Here is a 21389-nt window from a genome sequence, read left to right as displayed (position 1 = left end):
TATTATTGGCCGAACAATCCAACAATCACTTCTAACGGGTCAGTAAGTCCCGCCCGTGAAGCATGGTGTATTCAATATCTTCAATCGCTTTTGGAGCCGCTGCTGAGAGGATCTGAGGCCCTCTATTGGTAAGTGCGACATCATCTTCGATTCGAATTCCAATCCCGCGAAATTCTGCGGGAATACTCTCGTCGTCCTCCGGGACATAAATTCCGGGTTCGACCGTCATTACCATTCCGGCTTCCAGCTGGCGCCAAGCTCCATGAATGCGATAATCACCCACATCGTGCACATCCATGCCCAGCCAATGGCCAACCCGGTGCATATAAAACTGCCGATAAGCGCCAGACTCTATCAACCCCTGGGTGTCGCCTCGCAACAGTCCTAAATCGACCAACCCCTGAGTGATTATCTCAACACTGGCAGCGTGGGGATGATCCCAGTGATTGCCCACTGAAACCTGTCCAATCGCCGCTTGCTGTGCCGCCAAAACGATCTCATAAAGTGCGCGCTGCGGTCCGCTAAATGAACCATTAACCGGGTAGGTGCGAGTAATATCGGCCACATAACCACGGTACTCACACCCCGCATCCACCAGCACCAAGTCCCCATCGCGCAACTGGGCATTGTTACTGCAATAATGCATCACCAACGCATTGCCACCACCCCCAACGATAGTGGGGTAGGCTGTTTCCCGGGCTCCGGAGTCGACAAAGGTATGCAGGAGGGCAGCCTCCAGCTGGTATTCGTAAAGGCCCGGCTGGCATCGGGTCATAGCCCGGCTGTGTGCCTCGGCACTGATTTTGGCCGCCTGCTCCATTAAGCGAATTTCCTGGGCCGACTTAATCAGTCGCATTTCCCGCAACTGGTAATCGAGGTCGACCATTTCCGGTGCCCCCCCGGTATCCGGCGCTGCGGTAATCCGCTCCAGGTAATTGCGGATTCGCTTATCCAAATGGGCGTAGCGGCCCATGGGGAAATAGAGCAGCTCGCGCCCTTCTAGCAGCCCCGGCAAAATATCATCGAGATCACCGATGGGAAATGCATCGTTCAAGCCGCACTGCTGCATCGCGCGCTCCGGCCCCAGGCGCGGGCCATCCCACTTTTCTTTTTCCGCATCGCGCTCGCGACAGAACAACAAGGTTTCTCCCTGTGTTCGTCCCGGCACCAAAACCAGCAGCGCTTCCGGTTCATCAAACCCAGTGAGATACAAAAAATCACTGTCCTGGCGAAACGGAAAATAAGTATCCCGGGAACGCAGTTGCTCCCCAGCAGATGACACGATTGCCAAACTACCTGCGGGCAATTCTGCCATCAGGCGGTTGCGTCGGCGGGCGTACTCAGATCGACTGATTCCCGCTGTGGTTTTCGGGGTCTTAGACATCAGTGAATGGTGGGCTCGCTATTGGAGTCCTTACCCTTTACCTCAGTAAATATATTGAGTACGGCTACGCGCACGTATTCCTGCAGTTCCACCAGTTGCAGCTCGGTCTCCTCACCCTCTTCAACATGTTCGGCATCCAATTGGGCGATGGCACTAATATCTTTTAAAGCTTCGTCACTGGTGGGCATCAATTTTTCCCGGGCCCCGCCGACACCAAAGCCGTGCAGGAATCCATCGCACCAATGGCCCAGCGCCAGAGCGCGGGAGACAACATCTTCGTCATCGCACAGCACCAACTGAAAATCGAAGTTAGAGCCGTCGAGCTGCTTGTGACTTTCCTCAGTCAGCTGGAAAAAATCCCGATTGAGATCTGCCGGCACCGCCTCCACATCGAGCAATCCGGCCAGCTCATTCTGCCAACGCTGTTTGTCCGGTCGCTCGCCCGCCGCCAAAATGCCACAGATAAAACCGTGCAATTCACTGGGATCAGCCTGCCCCCCAGCTGAGAGAATGGCGTTGGCGAGGAGTTCAAATCGGCTAGCTTCAGAAGTCATGGTTACCGTACAGCTTTTTGTAAATTAGGCTTTTCAATCCGGCCGTCACACTGGTGCCAAACCGGGAATTTGAGGCATTAAGAGACAATTTTGTGATTGTCCGCGCAGGTGCAGCGATTGACCCACCAATACGCCGGCAATATAGTAGCGGAATCCCTCGCAGTCTGTCGTGTTGCGAACTCAGACGTCGACCTCAAATGCAGGAAATATGGATAAGCTGCAAGCGCTAGAAAGCACCGTGGATTCACTCATTGCCCGCTGTCAACAATTGGCAGATGACAATCGTGAATTACGCCGGCAGGAAGCCGACTGGCTGCGTGAACGCCAGCGCCTGATAAAAAATAACGAGGCCGCCCGCTCGCGGGTAGAAGCTATGATTAACCGTCTTAAGGGGCTAACGCAAGATACCTGATGTCTGAAACCGCATCACCCTCCGAAACTGTAACTGTTTCTATTCTCGATAAAGAGTACCGTGTCGCCTGCGCGGAAAGCGAGCGTGCCGGACTACAGGCTTCGGCACACCTGCTACACGAACGCATGTCCCGCATCCGCGCAACAGGTACTGTCATCGGCTTAGAGCGTATCGCCGTAATGGCAGCGCTTAATATTGCCCACGAGCTTATCCAGGCGAAAGCTGAGCTCAGCTCCATCCCCCTGCAAGAGGAAATGTTGGAGCGGCTTACTGATAAGGTGCAAAGTGCACTGGGCGAAATAGACTCGGAAGAAAAACTTTAGGAGTAAGGTGACAAGAAGCCACTTTCTGCTACCGGTCACTTCATTTAAATTTCTGGTTAACAGCCCCCCGCTCTACAAGTTATAATTGGTTCATACCCTGGGGTGTTGGCCAGCAGACTATGTCCTTGAGCCGATAATCTTACCCCGGTGGTTTCCAGCGGGTGCTGGTGAGCAAGTCCGCCTTGTAGCGGAAAGCCTTATGTACTCCGGATCCCACCACCTTGAACCTTACGGTTCAAGGCTCCGTCTACAGCCGCACACTCGGGGTACCCTATTTCTTCACGCTCTTCTCTTCCCACAATGACTGAAACCAAAACGCAACTGCGCCGCCGTATGCGCGCGGGGCGACGGGAACTCAGCGCCTATCAACAGCGTTTGCATGGCCGTGCAGCCATCACTCTCCTGAGCCGTATCCCACAAATGAATCGAGCAGTGCATGTCGGTATCTATTGGCCGACTGATGGCGAGCTCGATGTCCGCTATCTGCTGCAACGTTTTCCACAAAAACATTTTTATTTGCCACAGCTGCCGGCAGAACCACACCCCCACCTCCGGTTCAGGCGTTGGCAAGGCGAACCCTTGGCTTTTCGCAATCGCTATCGCATTCCGGAGCCTGTGCGCACAACTTACCGCGCTCCCAAGCTCCTGGATCTTGTTTTGGTTCCTCTGGTCGCCTTCGACCCCAGCGGAGCGCGCTTGGGTATGGGGGCCGGTTTCTACGATCGGACTTTTGAGCGCAAACAGTTATTACCAGGCACTGGACCACAACTTATCGGCGCGGCGCACCATCTACAATGTGTGGATAACCTGCCCACAGACAATTGGGATATTCCACTGGATATGGTGGTTACAGAGCAAAGGATTTACCGCTGCCGCTAAAAAGTGGGTAGTGGAGCACAAAAAAAGCCGGACACCTCAGTGTCCGGCTTTTTTTGTGTTTGCTCGTGGGCAGAGCGCCCCCCCGGCATCAGCCTAACGGGTAACCACTCCCTGTTGCAGAGCAGCCGGCGGTTCAGCTTCGGAAGAAAATACCTCAGATAAACCACTGGTACTCAACAGAACGCCCGCGACAAAGACAACCACAGCGATTGTCAGCGCATCGGCTTTCATTGGGACCATCCTGTACGATAATTTTGTTTTTATATGCGTTTCGCCCCGCTTATGACCAGAGCCACAGCAAAAGTTCCACGCGAATAGACAATACTCAAGAAGCGGCGTAATAGTAACCGTTTATTGGATATTTTATGAGTTTTTTGTCTCAAAATTAGACAAGCAAGTTCGACAAAACAGGATTTGCAGTCTATACACGTTTCGATAAATGAGACGTCTTTCTCAGATATCGGGAAGCGATGGTTTAAGCGCCCAAAAATAACCGATAAGCCGGATTCTGTGTTTCATCCCAAAAACGAAATTGAAGCTGGTGTAATAGTGTCTGTAGTTCGTCCCTCGCTGCCGGCTCCACCTGCAATCCCACAAGAACACGCCCATAAGCTGCCCCGTGATTGCGATAGTGAAACAGCGTTATATTCCAACGCCCGGCGAGATGCTCGAGGAACTTGCGCAAGGCCCCCGGGCGCTCGGGAAATTCAAAGCGGTAAATAACTTCGTCGGGCAAGCCCGGCACTCTACCTCCCACTAAATGGCGAATATGCAGTTTCGCCATTTCGTTATCGGTAAGATCGGTAACCTGATAATCTTTGGACTCAAGCTGACTGACCAATTGGCTGCGGTCTTCCTCAGATACCACCTGCAAACCCACAAAGATATGCGCTTCGTTATCACTGGCAAAACGATAGTTAAACTCAGTAATTGAGCGGTCCCCTAAATCCCGGCAGAACTGCAGGTAACTTCCCGGTTGCTCAGCAATTTTTACTGCGAGGACCGCCTCGCGCTTTTCACCGATCTCAGTGCGCTCACTAATGTAGCGCAGGCGATCAAAATTAATATTGGCTCCACTGCACACTGTGGCGAAGGTGCCATTGCGATTGTCGTTTTGCTCCAGATATTTCTTCAGCCCCGCCAAACCGACGGCCCCGGCCGGCTCAGCGATAGAGCGTGTATCCTCGAATATATCCTTAATGGCCGCACAGATTTCATCGGTACTAACAGTGATAACCCCATCCACGGTTTCGCGCAGAACCCGGAAGGTCTCCTCACCGATTTGTGCAACGGCAACACCATCGGCAAACAAGCCCACCTCCGCTAGCCGAGCGCGCTCGCCGGCTTTCAGCGCGGCCTCCAGACAGGCAGCATCCTGCGGCTCTACACCGTAGACTTTGGTTTCCGGACGTACATATTTGATATAGGCGGCCATACCCGCAGCTAAACCACCCCCTCCGACCGGAATAAACACCGCGTCCAGGTTACCCGAGTGCTGTCGCAGCATCTCCATAGCCACGGTGCCCTGGCCGGCGATTACATCGGGGTCATCGTAGGGGTGGATAAATACCAGCCCCCGCTCTTCAACCAGCTCGCGAGCCCTCGCCGCCGCTTCATCAAAAGTATCCCCATGTAGCACGACTTCGGCACCGCGCATGCGCACAGCACTCACCTTAATTTGCGGGGTGGTTTTGGGCATCACTATAGTGGCGCGCACTCCCATTTGGGCAGCGCTCAGGGCAAGCCCCTGGGCATGGTTACCCGCCGATGCAGCAATCACTCCCCGGGCCCGCTCCTCGGCGGGCAACTGCAGGAGCTTGTTGTATGCCCCTCGAATCTTGAAGGAAAACACCGGCTGCAGATCTTCGCGCTTCAACAGAATCCGGTTGTTAAACCGATGGGAGAGTTGGCGCATTTGCTCCAATGGCGTCTCGGTAGCGACATCGTAAATACGTGCGTCTAAAATGCGCTTGATATAGGACTTGGGCATGACGTGTTTGACGGCCGTAGCGGTTAATTACTGTGCGCGACTCAGCGTAGACTAATAGCAGGGTTACAAAGGCCCTGTGTGAAGCGCAGCACCGGCATGACAGTCTAAGCCTTGAGAAGCACATTTGCCACAAAAAACAACCAGACGCGCTTTTTTTTATCGTCAGATACAAATTAAGGCGAAATAATTGCAAAGGAAACTATCCAGAGTATGACCCAGGATGAATTGAAACAGGCGACAGCTCGCGCCGCTATCGACTATATCGCCCCGCGCCTGGAGGACAATTCCATTGTCGGCGTAGGTACCGGTTCCACAGCTAACTTCTTTATCGATTACCTGGCGGAGATCAAAGGTACCTTTGACGGTACTGTGGCCAGTTCTGAAGCCTCCGCACAGCGACTCAAATCCCACGGCATTCCCGTTTATGAGCTTAATGCCGTCGACAGCATCCAGTTCTATGTGGATGGTGCCGATGAAGTGAACCCGGCCCTTGAAATGATCAAAGGTGGTGGTGCTGCATTGACTAGAGAAAAAATCGTGGCGGCCTGCTCTGAAGAATTTATCTGCATTGCCGATGAGAGCAAGTGGGTAAAAGTCCTGGGAGAGTTTCCCCTACCGGTTGAAGTTATCCCCATGGCACGCTCGCTGGTTGCCCGGGAGCTGGTTAAACTGGGCGGTGATCCGGTTTATCGTCAAGGTGTGATCACAGATAATGGCAATGCCATTCTCGATGTATACAATCTGCGTATCGAACACCCCACTGTCCTTGAAGAAACCATCAATAACATTACCGGTGTGGTGACCAACGGTATCTTTGCCAAGCGCTCCGCCGATATTTTACTGCTTGGCACCAGTGCCGGAGTGAAGACCATTACCGTTTAAACATGTCGTAAATAGTTATGCACAAAAAAAATAAAAAATGCGGACTGCTGGTTTTGCTCAGTGCTGTTGCACTGAGCAGCGGCTGTGCAACCGCACCTCCAAGTAATCTCGACAACGTCTGCTCTATTTTCCAGGAAAAAAAGAAGTGGTACGGCGAAGCAAAAGACGCGGAGGAAAAATGGGGCTCTCCAATTGCAGTGATGATGGCAATCATGCACCAGGAATCCCGTTTTGTGCATGATGCCAAGCCCCCGCGCACCAAGATCCTGGGCTTTATCCCCGGCCCGAGGCCTTCCGATGCCTACGGTTATCCCCAGGCTCTGGGGACCACTTGGCGCCACTACCAAAGGTCTTCCTTTAACTACGGTGCCGATCGGGATGATTTTGGCGACGCCATCGATTTTATCGGCTGGTATAACAACACCAGTGCACGCCAGTGCCAGATACGCGCCAATGACACCTACAGCCTTTACCTCGCCTACCACGAGGGGCACGGTGGTTTTAATCGGCGCACTTTCCAGAATAAAGCCTGGCTAAAGAATGTATCCCACAAGGTATCTGCCAGGGCGCAAAAATATCAGCAACAACTCAATAGCTGCGAACAGTCGCTGAAAAAACGCAAGAAATTTCTCTGGATTTTCTAGCTGATCACAACGACCGTTAGTCGCAAGGCCCACCTCGGTTTAAATCCGGTGCAGTTTTCCTGCATTATGAGCGGCGACAGCCGCTCGCTAAATTTTATGACCTCACAACCACTCCAGGAAAAATTCTCCTTGCTGGCGGAAAAAGGCGCTACAAGGCGCCAGAAACTGACTACGCTGAAGACTAATAGCTACCCGCTTTAGACTTGGTACAGGTCACTAAAGCTCCGCCACAAGCATAAATTTACAGCCCCAACGTGACGCTGGGTGCTCCCTCTGAGAAGCAAAAGCGTCCTTATACTTTTTGGAGTGCCCGATGAAGCTCTTTTTGAAATACCTGGCTGTATTGGCAATATCACTCAGCGTGCCGATGACCTTCGCACAACCTGCTACCAGCCAAACAACCGCCCCCAAAGCTTCGTTTAGCGAACCGCAGCTCAAGCAATTTGCCAACGCCTATCGCTCTATCGTGATGCTGAGTCGAGAATACGCTCCCAAACTGAAAGCGGCTGCCGATATCAAGGAAGCGGAAGCGATCAACAAAGAAGCACAGGGAAAAATGATCGCCGCAATTGAAAAAGCCGGCCTTTCCAAAACCAAATACCAGGAAATTGCCAACAGCATTAAATCGAATCCCGCCCTACTGGAGAAAGTGAACAAAATTCTTCAGCAAAGCCATGCGCCACAGCAGTAATCCAACTTTGTGAGTGGCGCTCTGATCAGCTCATTGCGTCACTCAAATCCAGCTTTACATCTAACACCTGGCAAATAATCGGCAAATTGGTTTTCACCCAATTCTTGTCAAAAGACCCCCAATCACGCAGCAGGTAGTAGCCGTCATTGTGGCGCACGCCCTCCTGAATGAACTCTACAACTGTGCCATGCCCCGGCAATCCTTTCGCAATAATGTCCTGCACCGTACGGCGAGGCCATCCAGTTGCCTCCTCCAAAGTAGGATTATTGGGACGCGGAATATGCTCGATCAGGTAAGCAATCAACATTCGCCGGCAGATGGTCGGGTTTAACAGACTTGCAACAGACGTCGGTGACATTTGACCAGTCCTTCACTAACGGAATTTTTCCTATTGTTGACGAATATAACTTACAGGTCGAGGAAATAGTGATTCACTATCGCTATCAAACTTTAAAAGAACTGTCAGTCCACAGAGGAACAAGCATAGAAAATTGTTGAGAGCAAAACTGGGATTTTCAGTCGTTAACGCAAAAAATACACATTAAAAGACAGAAATAGACAACTTTTATTCCATAAGCCCATCAAGTTCGAAACTGTCACCACTAATAAAAGCACAGGCAGTTGCATATAAATTAAGCAGAAGCCTGACTTTCTCTCTCTGTTTGCGCATAATCCATACCGTAATACAGCAGCAGACAGAAAATAATTGTGAGGCTGAAAGAGTGGACAATGAAAACCCCAAACTCCGCGAAGCGGGGCTAGGTATTCCCGCCGCTGCGGTAAAGGCCCATCTGGTTGGTGCACAAGCGACCGGACTGGATTGCCAACAACTACTCATCGATAGCGGAATCGCCCCCGCCCAGCTAGATGATCCCGATAGCCGCGTTGGCCGGGAGCAGATGGCCAACTTGTTACGCCTTGAGTGGGATTTTCTGAACGATGAGTCAGGAGGATTCCTGGCGCGCCCTTGGCTGCCGGGCACTTTTGCCATGATGGGGCACGCTTGTATCACCTGTCCCAACCTGCGCCGAGCCCTGCTTCGCTCTAGCCGCTTTATCAGCATGGTGAGTGACGACTTGCACATCAAGCTGGTCGAGGATGGTGAAGAAGCTCGACTGATCATTCACCACACCAATGAAAAAAAATTGCCCAACCAAATTTTCGTCGAATCTATCGCGGTAATCTGGTTGCGCTTTTTTAGCTGGCTGATCGACCGTACCATTCTATTAGAGCGCGTTCTTCTGGCGTTTCCCCCGCCCGACTACAACGAAGACTACAGCGATATGTTCCCTTGCAGGCACTACTTTAACCAAGGTGAAACCTGCCTGGTATTTAACACTCGCTATTTGCAAATGCCCCTGGTACGCGATGAGCAACAGCTGGCAGACTTCCTGTCCCGCGCCCCCGAGTGCCTGTTGACCCAATACAAATCCGACCACAGTTTCACCGGTCGTATTCGCCGTATGCTGCAACAGCAAAATAGTATCGAAAATCTGTCACTGGACGATGTCGCCGCACGCTTGTACACATCTCCACAGACACTGCGCCGCCGCCTCAAAGAGGAGGGCAACAGCTGGCAGGATATTAAAGACTCTGTTCGACGGGATATGGCGGTTTACCAGTTAAAACAACAGGAAACCGCTGTAGCTGAAATTGCCGAGCGCCTGGGCTTTTCCGAACCCAGCGCTTTTAATCGCGCATTTAAAAAGTGGACAGGGCTAGCTCCCGGAGCTTACAGGGATAAATTCCGTAGTTAAGGCGACACTAAAAATCCCGGTCAAAAGACCGGGATTTTTTATAAATGAAATCTACCTTGGAAAATATCCTTTAAAGGGACTCCCGTATCCCGGCTACTCCTGAGAGTTTGTCACTACCCGGATACTAACTCGCTCAACATTAAGGGCTTTTTGGTCCCTCTTCTCCGCCATATCTTCCGGGACAAGCTTAGCTGAGCCCATTCCTGTTGCAGTGATACGATTTGCCGCTATCCCCTTCTTCAATAAAAGCTCTTTCACTACATCCGCACGTTCTTGGGAAATTTCCTGCTCTGCAATTTCATTACCCTCACCTTTTACATGCCCTTCAATAGCAATGGTTAAGTTGGGGTTGTCCTGCATGATTTTTGCCAGAGCATCGATATCCTCAGCTGCAGGGTTGGTGATTTTTGCGGTTCCCTTTTCAAAGTTCACCCGCATGGGGAATTCCCGGTCGGGATTGTCTGAAAAGCTCTTGAGATAATCACGCAAATTACTGGAAAAGTTATCGGGGCCCAGTTGCGCTTCCTCTTCCGCTTTCTCAAGGGGGGAATCCCCTACCGGCTGTGAAGCGGACTCCATAAAGCTCGCTTCCTGGGAAGTCATGGAAGGATTGCTTACTGAATTTTCCTTTTTCCCTTTCAACATACACATATTCAATGCGTAGAGAACCACAAGTACCAACAGCAAAGGAAAAAACCAACTGCTGAAACTAACCGGTTTACGTTTTTCTTCGGGCCCCTGAATTGCTGTAGCCCGAGGTTCCTGGGGTTTGGCGTGGCCATGGGTAACCAGAGCGTCTCCCAGCTTCCCAAAATCTGGAACGTCGATTGCTTGGAGAAGGTTATCCGGTATATACCCCTGTAAATGCTCCCGCTGCCCAATCAGGAATGAAGCCAAGTCGGAAACATCCATTTTTTGAACTTTGGCCTGGCTTTGCATCAACGAAGTAACTATCGGTGCGGATACACTCAATAGATCTCCGCCCTCTTTCCCCAAATTATTCGCTGCAACTTCCAGGACCTCTTTTTTACGACTGCTGAAAATTTTTTCCAGCATTTTCTCACCGATGTCTGTAATTGACTTCAACTTTTCTGGTGAGGAAATAGCGGTGGCAAATTTAGACAAATCCAGCGCTTCACTTTCAGAAATTAAATTAAATAAATAACCCATTCCCGTCTTGCTACTAGCCCTGTTCAACATACCAGCCAGTATGTAAGCAACACCTGAGCAGAGTGCAGCTTCACCTTGCCCTGCCGGCAAATTCAAAGCCTTTGTCAGCGCATCAATACCCCCGGAGCCCAATTGGCCGGTAGCCATATCCAAAACATTATCCGCCATAGCCAAACCTCGCTCACCACCTCAGGGACCGTCAAAGTACATTTATTTGTCCGGGGTCACCTGTGTGTTACCCATTCAAATTTTTCTCAGCTGCCCTGTATCACCCATTACCCTGCCTGACATGGGATTCCTCCAGCCGCAAAGATAATTTAAGTGCCAATTTACCGTGCCAAAATTTCAATAGATTTAGGCGCCTTACTTGAGTGTACGGCAGTACCTCCACATGGTTAGGTTAATTTGGAATAAATAAAAAGATATTTGACTAGGAATTTTTCGGTAGCACCTGGAAGCTGAGTCATCTTCCGTGGCAATTTTTATCATTGAACCCAAGCTGCACCGCACTATGGTAATAAGCGAAACCATAAAATAAAAAGAGGCTAAAACCGTGCCAACCGAAGCCTACATCTACGATGCTATCCGCACCCCGCGGGGCAGAGGCAAATCCAGCGGTGCCCTTCACGAAGTCAAACCTATCACCCTGCTTTCAGATCTCCTGAAAGAATTACAGACCCGCAATAGATTCGACACTGCCAAAGTGGACGATATCGTTATGGGCTGTGTTACACCGATCGGAGATCAGGGTGCCGATATCGCAAAAGTGGCAGCTTTAGCTGCCAATTGGGACTGGGATATCGGTGGCGTAACTCTGAATCGCTTCTGTGCCTCCGGTGCCGAAGCGGTCAATCTCGCCGCTACCAAAGTTCGCTCCGGGTGGGAGCATCTGGTAGTGGCCGGAGGTGTAGAGTCCATGTCGCGGGTGCCCATGGGCAGCGACGGCGGCGCCTGGGCGATGGACCCACGCACAGCAATAGATACTGGATTTGCACCCCAGGGCATTGGCGCGGACTTGATCGCTACACTCGGCGGATTTTCCCGCGAGGATGTGGATAACTTTGCGCTGGACTCTCAGCACAAGGCGGCAGCCGCCTGGAAGCGCGGTGCTTTCGAAAAATCTGTGATTCCCGTACGCGACCAAAATGGCCTGACCATTCTCGATCACGACCAGCTGGTGCGCCCAGATGCGTCCATAGAGGCCCTGGCACAACTCAAGTCGTCCTTTGCCGGGATGGGTGACCTGTGCTTCGACAGCATTGCCATATCCCGTTACCCACAGGTCGAATCAATCAACCATGTTCACACTGCGGGAAATTCCTCAGGAATCGTCGATGGCGCAGCCGCCCTGCTGATCGGCAGTGAACAGGCCGGGCGGGATCTGGGGCTCAGCCCCCGCGCCCGTATTGTCTCCGCTGCGGTAGTGGGCACTGAGCCCACTATCATGCTCACAGGCCCCGCGCCCGCCACTCGCAAAGCCCTAAAGGCCGCAGGCCTGACGGTGCAGGATATTGACCTCTTTGAGGTGAATGAAGCCTTCGCGGCAGTGGTGATGCGTTTCCAACACGAGTTGGACGTGGACCCACAAAAACTCAACGTTAACGGCGGCTCAATCGCTATGGGCCACCCCCTCGGCGCGACCGGTGCAATGCTGATCGGCACAGTATTGGATGAGCTGGAACAACGGCAACTTCGCTACGGCCTGGTCACACTATGTGTGGGCGGCGGTATGGGTGTAGCAACCATTATCGAAAGAGTTTAGGGGGCAGACTATGAAATCCATTCGCCTGGAAAAAGACGATCACAATATTGTCCACCTGATTATGGACAACCCCAATGCCTCAGCCAATGTGATGGATCGGGATTTTACCGAGTCGCTGAGCGCAGCGGTTGAGCAACTTAAGCAGCAAGAATTTTCTGGAATTATTGTTCGCTCCACAAAAAATACCTTTTTTGCCGGCGGCGACCTCAAATCTTTATTTGCAGCAAAAATTGAAGAAGCTAAACCTTTCTTCGAATCCTGCGAATCAATGAAAGCCAACCTGCGCTGGCTGGAAACCCAGGGTAAACCCGTCGTTGCTGCGATTAATGGCACAGCTTTGGGCGGTGGCTGGGAAATTGCCCTCAGCTGCCATCAGCGCATTGTTATCGATAGCACCGCAATAAAACTGGGATTGCCTGAAGTCACATTAGGCTTACTACCTGGTGGTGGCGGCTGTGTACGTATGCCCCGCCTTTTAGGCATCCAGGAGTCTCTACCCTACTTACTGGAAGGAAAACAGGTGAGGCCGCAACAGGCTCTCAAAGCCGGTCTGGTACATCAGCTCGTTACCAGTGAAAGTGAATTACTAGAGAAGGCTGTCTCTTATATTAGAGAGAATAGTGAGCAACCTGTTGCTCAGCCCTGGGATCAACCGGATTATCGGATGCCGGGAGGGGACGCAAAGAACCCTAAAAATGCGCAGTTACTGATGATCGCCCCAGCAATGCTGGAGAAAAAAACCAAGGGATGTCTGCCGGCCCCAGAGTCGATAATGGCAACCGTCGTCGAAGGGTCAAGGGTCGACTTCGAAACTGCTACGCGAATTGAGTCCCGACACTTTGTAGGCCTCGCTTGCGGTCAGGTTGCCAAAAACATGATCGGTACTTTCTGGTTTGCACTCAACGAAGTCAAAGCCGGAGCATCACTGCCCGCCGCCGCCCGCGATCATAAAACGTCGCCCATGCAAAAAATTGGCATACTCGGCGCCGGCATGATGGGCTCAGCCATTGCCTACGCCTGTGCCAGTAAAGGTGTTGATGTCGTATTAAAAGATGTATCCATGGAAGGTGCCTTAGCCGGCAAACAATATGCAGAGAAATCCCTGCAAAAACGCTTACAGCGGGGTCGCATTACCGAGGACAAGGTCAATCAGATCCTCTCCCGTATCACGCCCACAGACAGCAATACCGACCTGGCTGATTGTGAATTGGTGATAGAAGCAGTTTTCGAAGACCGGGAACTCAAGCGTAAAGTTACCCAGGAAGCCGAACCACAGCTGCCGAAAAATGCAGTATTTGCTTCCAATACTTCGACACTGCCGATCACTGGGCTCGCTCAAGCTTCCGACCGTCCCCAGCAATTTATCGGCCTACATTTCTTCTCCCCTGCCGACAAGATGCCACTGGTGGAAATTATCTGTGGGGAGCAAACCAGTGATGAGACTCTCGCCCAAGCCTTCGCCTTTGTATTGCAGATTGGCAAGACTCCTATCGTTGTTAACGACAGCCGTGGCTTCTTCACCTCAAGGGTATTCGGCTGCTTTACCAATGAAGGTATCGGCATGCTTAGCGAAGGGGTTAATCCCGCCACCATTGGAAATGCCGCAGCCCTAGCTGGCTTCCCAGTCGGCCCTCTAGCTGTTAGTGACGAGGTCTCCCTAACGCTGATGAGCCGGATACGCCAGCAGACCATCAACGACCTGCAAAAAGAGGGTAAACCCGCCCCCACGCATCCCGCCGACGGAGTGATCGACCGAATGCTTGAAGTTGGTCGCGCTGGTAAGGCTGCAGGTGGCGGCTTCTATACTTACCCTGAGGGCGGGAAAAAGCACTTATGGAGTGGCCTTGAGAAGGAGTTTCCCGCCAAAGAGGCACTGCCGATAGAAGATGTGAAGGAACGGCTGCTGTTTATTATGGCTCTGGAGACACTTCGCTGTTATCAAGAGGATGTGCTACGCAGCGTACGAGATGCCAATATTGGCTCTATCTTCGGTATCGGCTTCCCACCCTGGACCGGTGGTGCATTGCAATACATCAGCCAGTTTGGCCTGAAAGCGTTTACCCAACGCGCCCAGCAACTGGCTGATGCCTATGGGGATCGATTTGCCCCGCCAGCAATTTTGCTGGATCTGGCAGAGTCAGGAAAAGCTCTGGCGGACAACCCTTAACCCAGGGGTTTGAGCGATGTAAACAGGCTTTTAAAATCTCGCTGTTTACATCGCCAATCAAAACACTGGTTCAATTTTTCAGTAATAAAATGCGGTGGTGTAAGGATGGTACCAAGAACTGTTTACAACGAAGATCACGAACAGTTTCGAGAAACTTTACGTAAATTTTTAGAAAATGAAGCTGTACCCTACCACCATCAGTGGGAAAAAGATGGTCAGGTAGATCGTAAACTGTGGAATAAAGCTGGAGAAATGGGCTTTCTGTGTCCACAAGTTGATGAAAAGTATGGTGGCTTGGGGCTGGACTATGGCTACAACTCCATTATTGATGAGGAGGTAGCCCGAGCGGGACTTTCCGGTATTGGCTGGGGCCTGCACTCTAATATTGCAGTGCCCTACATTATTAATTACGGCACGGAAGAACAGAAGAAAAAGTACCTACCCAAATGCATTAGTGGTGAGATGATCACCGCTATCGCCATGTCCGAACCTGGTGCAGGATCGGATCTCCAAGGCGTGAGAACCACAGCTGTGCGCAAAGGGGATCACTATCTGCTCAATGGTTCCAAGATTTTTATTACCAATGGACAGCAGGCAGACCTGGTTATTGTCGTGGCCAAAACCGACCCTCACGAGGGGGCCTCTGGAGTCAGTTTGCTGCTTGTGGAAGCAGATAGCCCTGGATTCAAGAGAGGCAGTAACCTAGAAAAAATAGGCATGAAGGCCCAGGATACTTCAGAGCTGTTCTTTGATGATGTCAAAGTCCCTGCGGAAAACCTTCTCGGTGGAGAGGGACAGGGATTTATTTATTTAATGCAGGAATTGCCTCAAGAGCGTTTAAGTGTGGCAATTTATGCAATAGCTAATGCAGAAGCAGCACTGCAATGGACGATTGATTACGTACGGGATCGCAAGGCTTTCGGCAAACCCATCTCTGCCTTCCAAAATACACAATTCAAGCTGGCTGAGCTGGATAGTGAGTTAACCGCTCTTCGGGTATTTATCGATCGCTGCTTGGAGCTTCACTATAAAAAGGAACTCGACGTTGCAACTGCAGCGAAAGCCAAGTTATTGAGTACAGATTTCCAATGCAAACTTTTGGATGAATGTGTTCAGTTACATGGCGGCTATGGCTATATGTGGGAATACCCCATCGCCCGGTCTTGGGCCGATGCTCGTGTAGCACGTATTTATGCCGGAACCAATGAAATTATGAAATTAATTATTTCCCGAGACCTCCTGCGCGATGACTAAATTAAAGTGCTAGATTGAAATTTCTGTTCTCAATTAAAATAATGAAATAAAAAGTGAAACAGCAAACGAAGAATCACTGCGCCCCTCTTGAGGGGCTAAAAGTACTCGACTTTTCTACCCTACTTCCCGGTCCCTATGCCACTATGTTATTGGCAGACTTGGGCGCAGAAGTACTAAGAATCGAGTCTCCCACACGGCCAGACTTACTACGGGGCTCTCCCCCTTTAGTCGATGACACGGCTTCCCTATCCGCCGCCCACGCAACCATTAACCGCAACAAACGCTCCCTGGCGATCGATCTAAAAAATCCAAAGGCGCAAGCGGTGATTCACCGACTGCTTCAGCAATACGATATTGTGATCGAGCAATTCCGCCCCGGAGTGATGGATAGGCTGGGCCTTGGCCACCAAAGCTTAAGCCAACAGCGCGCAGACATTATTTACTGCTCGATTACCGGATATGGACAGACTGGACCATTAAAGCAACGTGCTGGGCACGATATCAATTATCTCGCACTATCTGGCCTGGCCAGCTATTCCGGCAACCGTGACCATGGCCCCTGCCTGAGCGGCACACAGATAGCAGACATCGCCGGCGGTTCACACCATGCGGTTATGTCGATACTGGCTGCGGTATATCATCGCCAGAGAACCGGTGAAGGCAGTTATATCGATATCAGTATGACGGACTGTAGTTTCGCGTTAAACGCAATTAGTGGGGCCAATGCACTGGCTTTAAATACCGATCCCAAGCTGGAATCCGAACTGCTAAACGGTGGAAGTTATTATGATTACTATCGCACGGCAGATAACCGCTATCTTTCTGTGGGAAGTTTAGAGCCACAATTTGCTGAGCAATTTTTAACAAAAATAGGCCGAAAGGAGTGGCTGGCTCGCATTATCCAAGACGGACAACAAGAAACACTTAAGAAAGATATTGCAGCAATTATTGCCACAAAAAGCCAGAAAGAATGGATTGATATATTTCAGGATATTGATGCGTGTATTGAACCCGTACTTAATTTTACAGAAGCTGCTGATAGCGATCTTATCCAATCCAGAGAGATGATCTGCTCTGTGAATGGAGACATTAAACAGATCAACACGCCCTTTAGATTTAACGGCCAAAAGCCCCACTTATTTAACCGAGGGGCAGCTCTGGGAGAACACAATCACGTTGTGCTGGGTGAGCTCGGCTTTAGCGCTGAAGAAATTGAAGAGCTTTGCGATGTTCAGGGTGTCACTCATTAATCACCTTGGACAGGGTTGCTAGAGCAGTGATAGCTGCCTTTAGCTGCCACCTCCACCACAGCCCCCGCCGCAGCTGCCTCCAGAGTCTGAAGAGGAGCCGCCACCCCAAATTCCAGAGAAGGCACTGCCGGAAGTTCCGCCTTGACAGCTCGCGGCACAACCAATGTGACTGGCACAGTGATCCGCAGCGGGACTATTTCTCGATCGACAGTTTAGCGAATAATGAAATCCATCTTTAATCCCCAACTTTTTATCAATTGAGAAAACCAGAGGTAACGATTTTGGCTTGGAAGGACTTATACCACTACGAACACAAGCAATTCGCCACACTCTCTTAATCCCCTCACTAGCTGTATCCCTATCTGGCATAACTTCATTGGGTGTGTGGTGCAGAAAGTGTCCAAAAGATTTATTACAAAAATTTCGATACATCTGTGTGCTTAATATAAATTCATGCCAAGCGACATCAATCACTTGAGATGGCATAGCAACCATTTGTCTACCAGCCGTTTGGCAGATAATAAAATATTCCCTTAACCCATCGAGTACCATACCCAGCTGCTTGTTGCTGAGATGAGGGTATTTTTTCTTCACTCTTTGTTTGAGAGACGGATGGAATTGATAGTCTCTTAAAAATCGTTCCCGCTGTGATTTTCGGTAAAAGAAAAAAAGCATAGTACTTACGATCAATAGACAAATTGCTATAAAACCTTCAGATACCATAGTAACCCCCGCTTATAAACACTTATTGCTCTAAATCAAGTCGTAAAAATGCATCATCTCAATGTAATATCAATAATACTCTTATACCACTCTATTTTAAGAGTTGAGAGTACCAAGTGAGCGCTTTTAGGTTGGGGCTTGAAGTATTTTTGAATCTTTATTAAGCTAACACTTAACAACTTTTCTTTTTGGAGCTATCTACGCCAATGAATTAAGCCTTGCACACACTGGAGATAAACCGGTTTCTTAAGAGGCCATCAATTCCCGTGCAAGTGGCGTACTCCATTCTCTACAACTTTCTCTCAAGATCATGGTATTGCGCCACCCATTCCGACTACCGGAGGGTGACATGCAGAGCATTTGTTCTATAAAAAATCTTTACTTAAACGTCCCTGAGAAATCTCTATTTAAGGGGATCCATCTTGACTTCCATTCTGGATTTACTGGCTTAGTGGGAAATAATGGCAGTGGAAAATCGACTTTTTTAGAGGCTTTGATTGGGAAACTAAAGCCTGAACAGGGAAGTATTACTTGGTATACGGACTACCTTAAAGTGGATCAAGTGAGCAGCAATTCCAACAAGAGAATTGTAGATATATTCGACCCTACGGGCCTCTATGACTGTTTTTCACGTATTGAATCTGGCAATCAGAGTGACGAAGATCTGATACGTGTCTCAGATTCATGGGAGCTACCTACAATTTGGCAACAGCATTTATACAGCGCCGGAATAAATCTCACGTTAGACACTCCTATCGGCAATCTTAGCGGCGGTGAAAGAATCCGACTGGCTTTAATCAATGCCTTCTCTTATAAAAACTACTATCTGCTACTGGATGAGCCTAGTAATCACCTAGATTCAGACGGTAGAAAATGGTTACAGCAGAAAATTAGAAACCATTCTGCCGGAATCCTAATGGTCAGTCATGATCGAAGCTTACTCCAACAAGCTGACACGATAGTGGAACTAGATTCAGGAAAAATACGCACATATGGTGGCAACTATTCACACTACAAGAAAGAAAAAGAGATACAGAGACAGTCTGTAGAAAAGAAAATTGAAAGTACCAAAAAGAATATAAAAAGCCTAAACAAACTTAAGCAAAGTTCTGCTGAAAAAACTACAACCAGAAAAAACCAGGGTAAGAAGTTAAAAGGTTCCCAATGTAAATCGCTACTAGATGCGAAAAAAGATCGTGCAGGGCAAAGTTTAGGCAAGCTGACTAGAAACCTGGATCGTCAGCACCATAAGTTAAAGCTAGATTTAGAAAGTTGCCAAAAGGACTATAAGAGTCATAAGCTCCCAAATATGCAACTTAGCAAAACAGGGCTAACGGGTGGTATTCGTCTGCATGTTGAGGATCTCAAACTGCCCTACGGTATTCAGAGTGATCCCATATCACTTACCATGCACAGTGGCGATCGCTGGCATATTTGTGGCGCCAATGGTAGCGGAAAGACAACGCTACTAAAGATCATTGCTGGTCGAGTTAAACCTCGCAGCGGTTTGTGTAAAACTTTTGGCAGCTGTTTTTATCTGGATCAGAACCTAAGACAACTAAATGGAAATCTATCTGCCCTGGAGACTTTATCCCGCCTGCACCCTGATAAAGATACCAACTTCTGGCGCACAGCCCTAGCCACAATGAATATTCGAGGTGATTCTGCACTTCGCTCTACCAATACTTTAAGTGGAGGGGAGCGACTAAAGGTTGCTTTACTTGCCGCTACTCGTGGCACTGAGGCACCAGACCTGCTACTACTGGACGAACCGGACAATCATTTGGATCTGGAGTCGCGTATAGCGCTAGAAACTGCGCTGGTAGAATACCCCGGAACATTTTTATTGATCTCCCATGACTCTACTTTTGTAGAAAATGTGGGAGTGAATAGAAGGATCTATCTATAGGCATATTAAGACCTAAATAAAGGAAGTGAGATGTGAAAACGCTGCGCTTGCTATTAGGAGATCAATTGAACCAAAAACACTCCTGGTTTAGAGGTAACCAGGAGGATAAGATTTACTTTATGGCTGAAATGCGCCAAGAGACCGATTACGTTGTTCACCATATCCAAAAAATCGTTGCCTTTTTTGAAGCTATGCAGATTTTCTCAGAGTGGCTTAAAAATAGGGGCTGTAATGTCATCTACTATCGAATAGACAATAAAAACAACAAACAAAACCTTACAAAAAATATCGAAGATATTATTAGAAAACACAAAATTGAAAAATTTGAGTACCAACTTCCCGATGAGTACCGACTAGATCAGCAACTATTACAACTAGAGAAGAGACTATCAATAGAGTTTCAAGCCTACGACACTGAGCACTTTTTGACCACCCGAAAAGAGCTGGCAGACTTCTTCCAGGGGAAAAAATCTCTACTTATGGAAAGCTTCTACCATTATATGCGGAAGAAGCATGACATTCTGATGAACAATGGAAAACCTGAAGGGGGAAAGTGGAATTTCGACCAAAGCAATAGAAAAAAATGGAATGGAAAGCTGGGCAAACCCAAGCAGGGAAAAATAACAAGTAATGTCACTTCAACTTTATCCCGTATAAAAAAGTCTGGAGTTAAGAGTATTGGAGAGATTGATCCAGAGGATTTTATATGGCCAACCAGCAGGGAGGAATCTATAAAACTACTTCGTCATTTTTGTAAACATCTACTTGCTCATTTTGGCGATTTTCAGGACGCAATGGATCCAGATGAAGCCTTTCTTTATCACAGCCGAATTAGCTTCTCCCTAAATAGTAAACTCATATCTCCAAAAGAGGTTATCGATACAGCGATAAAATCTTGGGAAGATGGAAAAATTTCAATAGGACTTAACCAGATTGAAGGTTTTGTACGCCAAATATTGGGCTGGCGAGAATATATGCGCGGTGTCTACTGGATGTCTATGCCCAGTTATGAGCATCAGAATAAGTTGAAGAATAAAAATAATTTGCCAGATTTTTTCTGGGATGCCAAAACGTCCATGAACTGCCTTCACAACACTATCAGGAATAGCTTGGAAAATGCCTATGCTCACCATATCCAAAGGCTTATGATTACCGGTAATTTTGCGCTACTAACACAAACTGACCCTGACCAGGTGGAAAGTTGGTATCTCGGTATTTACATAGATGCTATTCAGTGGGTTGAAATGCCTAACACCCGGGGAATGAGCCAGTTCGCCGATGGTGGATTGGTTGCAACAAAGCCCTATATTAGTAGTGGCTCCTATATCAACAAAATGAGCAACTATTGCAGCGACTGTATTTATGACGTCAAACAACGAACTGGAGAGAAGGCCTGCCCATTTAACAGCCTCTACTGGAATTTCTTAATTGAAAAAAGAAAAATGCTAGAGGGCAATCATAGAATGACAATGATGTTCAGCCTTTTGGATAAGCTTGATAAGAGTGAAGTGACAGCAATAAAAAAAAGGGCAAAGCAATTTATGACAAAAAAATCGTAATCTCTATATAAATCATAAAATCATTTATCGAAGACTTCCTTAATCATTACTAAACTGAGCCAATACTCGCCTCAATAGA

The 21389-nt window shown here is 49.0% G+C and carries 19 protein-coding genes, 1 other RNA gene and 1 pseudogene; 14 read left to right on the top strand and 7 right to left on the bottom strand.

Annotated features, from left to right (window positions below; genetic code table 11):
* Positions 1-31: 31 nt before the first annotated feature.
* Together ACJJIS_RS00780 and ACJJIS_RS00775 are read right to left on the bottom strand one after the other, a co-directional pair.
* Positions 32-1384: an aminopeptidase P N-terminal domain-containing protein gene (locus ACJJIS_RS00780; RefSeq protein WP_445359101.1), complete on the bottom strand. Its 1353-nt coding sequence runs from the start codon at positions 1382-1384 to the stop codon at positions 32-34.
* Complete coding sequence (locus ACJJIS_RS00775) at positions 1384-1938, bottom strand: UPF0149 family protein (protein ID WP_413663604.1); 555 nt, start codon at positions 1936-1938, stop codon at positions 1384-1386. The genes ACJJIS_RS00780 and ACJJIS_RS00775 overlap by 1 nt, the downstream gene beginning before the upstream one ends.
* Positions 1939-2146: 208 nt before the next feature.
* Here ACJJIS_RS00775 and ACJJIS_RS00770 point away from each other — a divergent pair, with 208 nt between their 5' ends.
* From ACJJIS_RS00770 to ACJJIS_RS00755, 4 genes are all read left to right on the top strand, one after another.
* Complete coding sequence (locus ACJJIS_RS00770; protein WP_108734784.1) at positions 2147-2350, top strand: TIGR02449 family protein; 204 nt, start codon at positions 2147-2149, stop codon at positions 2348-2350.
* A complete protein-coding gene (locus ACJJIS_RS00765; protein ID WP_475709224.1) occupies positions 2350-2673 on the top strand; it encodes a cell division protein ZapA in 324 nt (107 codons plus the stop codon). Before ACJJIS_RS00770 ends, ACJJIS_RS00765 begins: the two co-directional genes overlap by 1 nt.
* A gap of 91 nt (positions 2674-2764) precedes the next feature.
* Positions 2765-2945, top strand: a non-coding RNA gene (ssrS, locus tag ACJJIS_RS00760) — 6S RNA.
* Positions 2946-2973: 28 nt separating this feature from the next.
* A complete protein-coding gene (locus ACJJIS_RS00755) occupies positions 2974-3552 on the top strand; it encodes a 5-formyltetrahydrofolate cyclo-ligase (RefSeq protein WP_444915310.1) in 579 nt (192 codons plus the stop codon).
* Between the two features lie 93 nt (positions 3553-3645).
* On the opposite strand, the gene ACJJIS_RS00750 is transcribed toward ACJJIS_RS00755, so the two are convergent.
* Entirely contained in the window at positions 3646-3783 is a 138-nt protein-coding gene (locus ACJJIS_RS00750; RefSeq protein WP_192879435.1) for a hypothetical protein, read from the bottom strand.
* 244 nt (positions 3784-4027) lie between these two features.
* Positions 4028-5545: pseudogene (gene ilvA, locus ACJJIS_RS00745) on the bottom strand (threonine ammonia-lyase, biosynthetic); the annotation flags it as partial.
* Positions 5546-5752: 207 nt separating this feature from the next.
* Here ilvA and rpiA point away from each other — a divergent pair.
* The 3 genes from rpiA to ACJJIS_RS00730 all read left to right on the top strand — a co-directional run bounded on the left by rpiA (position 5753) and on the right by ACJJIS_RS00730 (position 7759).
* The gene (rpiA, locus tag ACJJIS_RS00740; protein ID WP_282930934.1) at positions 5753-6424 is read left to right on the top strand and encodes a ribose-5-phosphate isomerase RpiA; all 672 of its coding nucleotides are present in this window, start codon (positions 5753-5755) and stop codon (positions 6422-6424) included.
* Positions 6425-6441: 17 nt separating this feature from the next.
* Positions 6442-7068, top strand: a complete 627-nt coding sequence (locus tag ACJJIS_RS00735; protein ID WP_282930933.1) for a transglycosylase SLT domain-containing protein — start codon at positions 6442-6444, stop codon at positions 7066-7068.
* Positions 7069-7381: 313 nt separating this feature from the next.
* The gene (locus ACJJIS_RS00730; protein WP_282930932.1) at positions 7382-7759 is read left to right on the top strand and encodes a DUF4168 domain-containing protein; all 378 of its coding nucleotides are present in this window, start codon (positions 7382-7384) and stop codon (positions 7757-7759) included.
* A 25-nt stretch (positions 7760-7784) separates the two neighbouring features.
* Here ACJJIS_RS00730 and ACJJIS_RS00725 read toward each other — a convergent pair whose 3' ends face one another.
* Positions 7785-8117, bottom strand: a complete 333-nt coding sequence (locus ACJJIS_RS00725) for a helix-turn-helix domain-containing protein (RefSeq protein WP_413663608.1) — start codon at positions 8115-8117, stop codon at positions 7785-7787.
* A gap of 364 nt (positions 8118-8481) precedes the next feature.
* Between ACJJIS_RS00725 and ACJJIS_RS00720 the strand changes: the two genes are divergently transcribed.
* Complete coding sequence (locus ACJJIS_RS00720) at positions 8482-9516, top strand: AraC family transcriptional regulator (RefSeq protein ID WP_282930930.1); 1035 nt, start codon at positions 8482-8484, stop codon at positions 9514-9516.
* A gap of 93 nt (positions 9517-9609) precedes the next feature.
* On the opposite strand, the gene ACJJIS_RS00715 is transcribed toward ACJJIS_RS00720, so the two are convergent.
* Positions 9610-10854: an OmpA family protein gene (locus ACJJIS_RS00715; protein WP_475709223.1), complete on the bottom strand. Its 1245-nt coding sequence runs from the start codon at positions 10852-10854 to the stop codon at positions 9610-9612.
* 385 nt (positions 10855-11239) lie between these two features.
* Here ACJJIS_RS00715 and ACJJIS_RS00710 point away from each other — a divergent pair, with 385 nt between their 5' ends.
* The 4 genes from ACJJIS_RS00710 (at position 11240) to ACJJIS_RS00695 (ending at position 17119) form a co-directional block, all read left to right on the top strand.
* Positions 11240-12448: an acetyl-CoA C-acetyltransferase gene (locus ACJJIS_RS00710; RefSeq protein WP_444892236.1), complete on the top strand. Its 1209-nt coding sequence runs from the start codon at positions 11240-11242 to the stop codon at positions 12446-12448.
* A gap of 10 nt (positions 12449-12458) precedes the next feature.
* The gene (locus tag ACJJIS_RS00705; RefSeq protein ID WP_475709222.1) at positions 12459-14615 is read left to right on the top strand and encodes a 3-hydroxyacyl-CoA dehydrogenase NAD-binding domain-containing protein; all 2157 of its coding nucleotides are present in this window, start codon (positions 12459-12461) and stop codon (positions 14613-14615) included.
* Between the two features lie 105 nt (positions 14616-14720).
* On the top strand, positions 14721-15869 hold the full coding sequence (locus tag ACJJIS_RS00700; protein ID WP_413663612.1) for an acyl-CoA dehydrogenase family protein: 1149 nt from the start codon (positions 14721-14723) through the stop codon (positions 15867-15869).
* A gap of 53 nt (positions 15870-15922) precedes the next feature.
* Positions 15923-17119 (top strand): CaiB/BaiF CoA transferase family protein, encoded by a 1197-nt coding sequence (locus tag ACJJIS_RS00695; RefSeq protein WP_475709221.1) that lies wholly within the window; start codon positions 15923-15925, stop codon positions 17117-17119.
* Between the two features lie 39 nt (positions 17120-17158).
* On the opposite strand, the gene ACJJIS_RS00690 is transcribed toward ACJJIS_RS00695, so the two are convergent.
* On the bottom strand, positions 17159-17794 hold the full coding sequence (locus tag ACJJIS_RS00690) for a glycine-rich domain-containing protein (protein ID WP_507021877.1): 636 nt from the start codon (positions 17792-17794) through the stop codon (positions 17159-17161).
* Between the two features lie 397 nt (positions 17795-18191).
* Between ACJJIS_RS00690 and ACJJIS_RS00685 the strand changes: the two genes are divergently transcribed.
* Positions 18192-19751, top strand: a complete 1560-nt coding sequence (locus tag ACJJIS_RS00685; RefSeq protein ID WP_444934387.1) for an ABC-F family ATP-binding cassette domain-containing protein — start codon at positions 18192-18194, stop codon at positions 19749-19751.
* Positions 19752-19783: 32 nt separating this feature from the next.
* A complete protein-coding gene (locus tag ACJJIS_RS00680) occupies positions 19784-21310 on the top strand; it encodes a cryptochrome/photolyase family protein (RefSeq protein ID WP_444959772.1) in 1527 nt (508 codons plus the stop codon).
* Positions 21311-21389 lie beyond the last annotated feature (79 nt).

The organism is Microbulbifer maximicatervae (SeqCode) (assembly GCF_056231245.1).
Note: the sequence above shows the minus strand (reverse complement) of the source record. Positions and strands in the feature narration are given on the sequence as shown.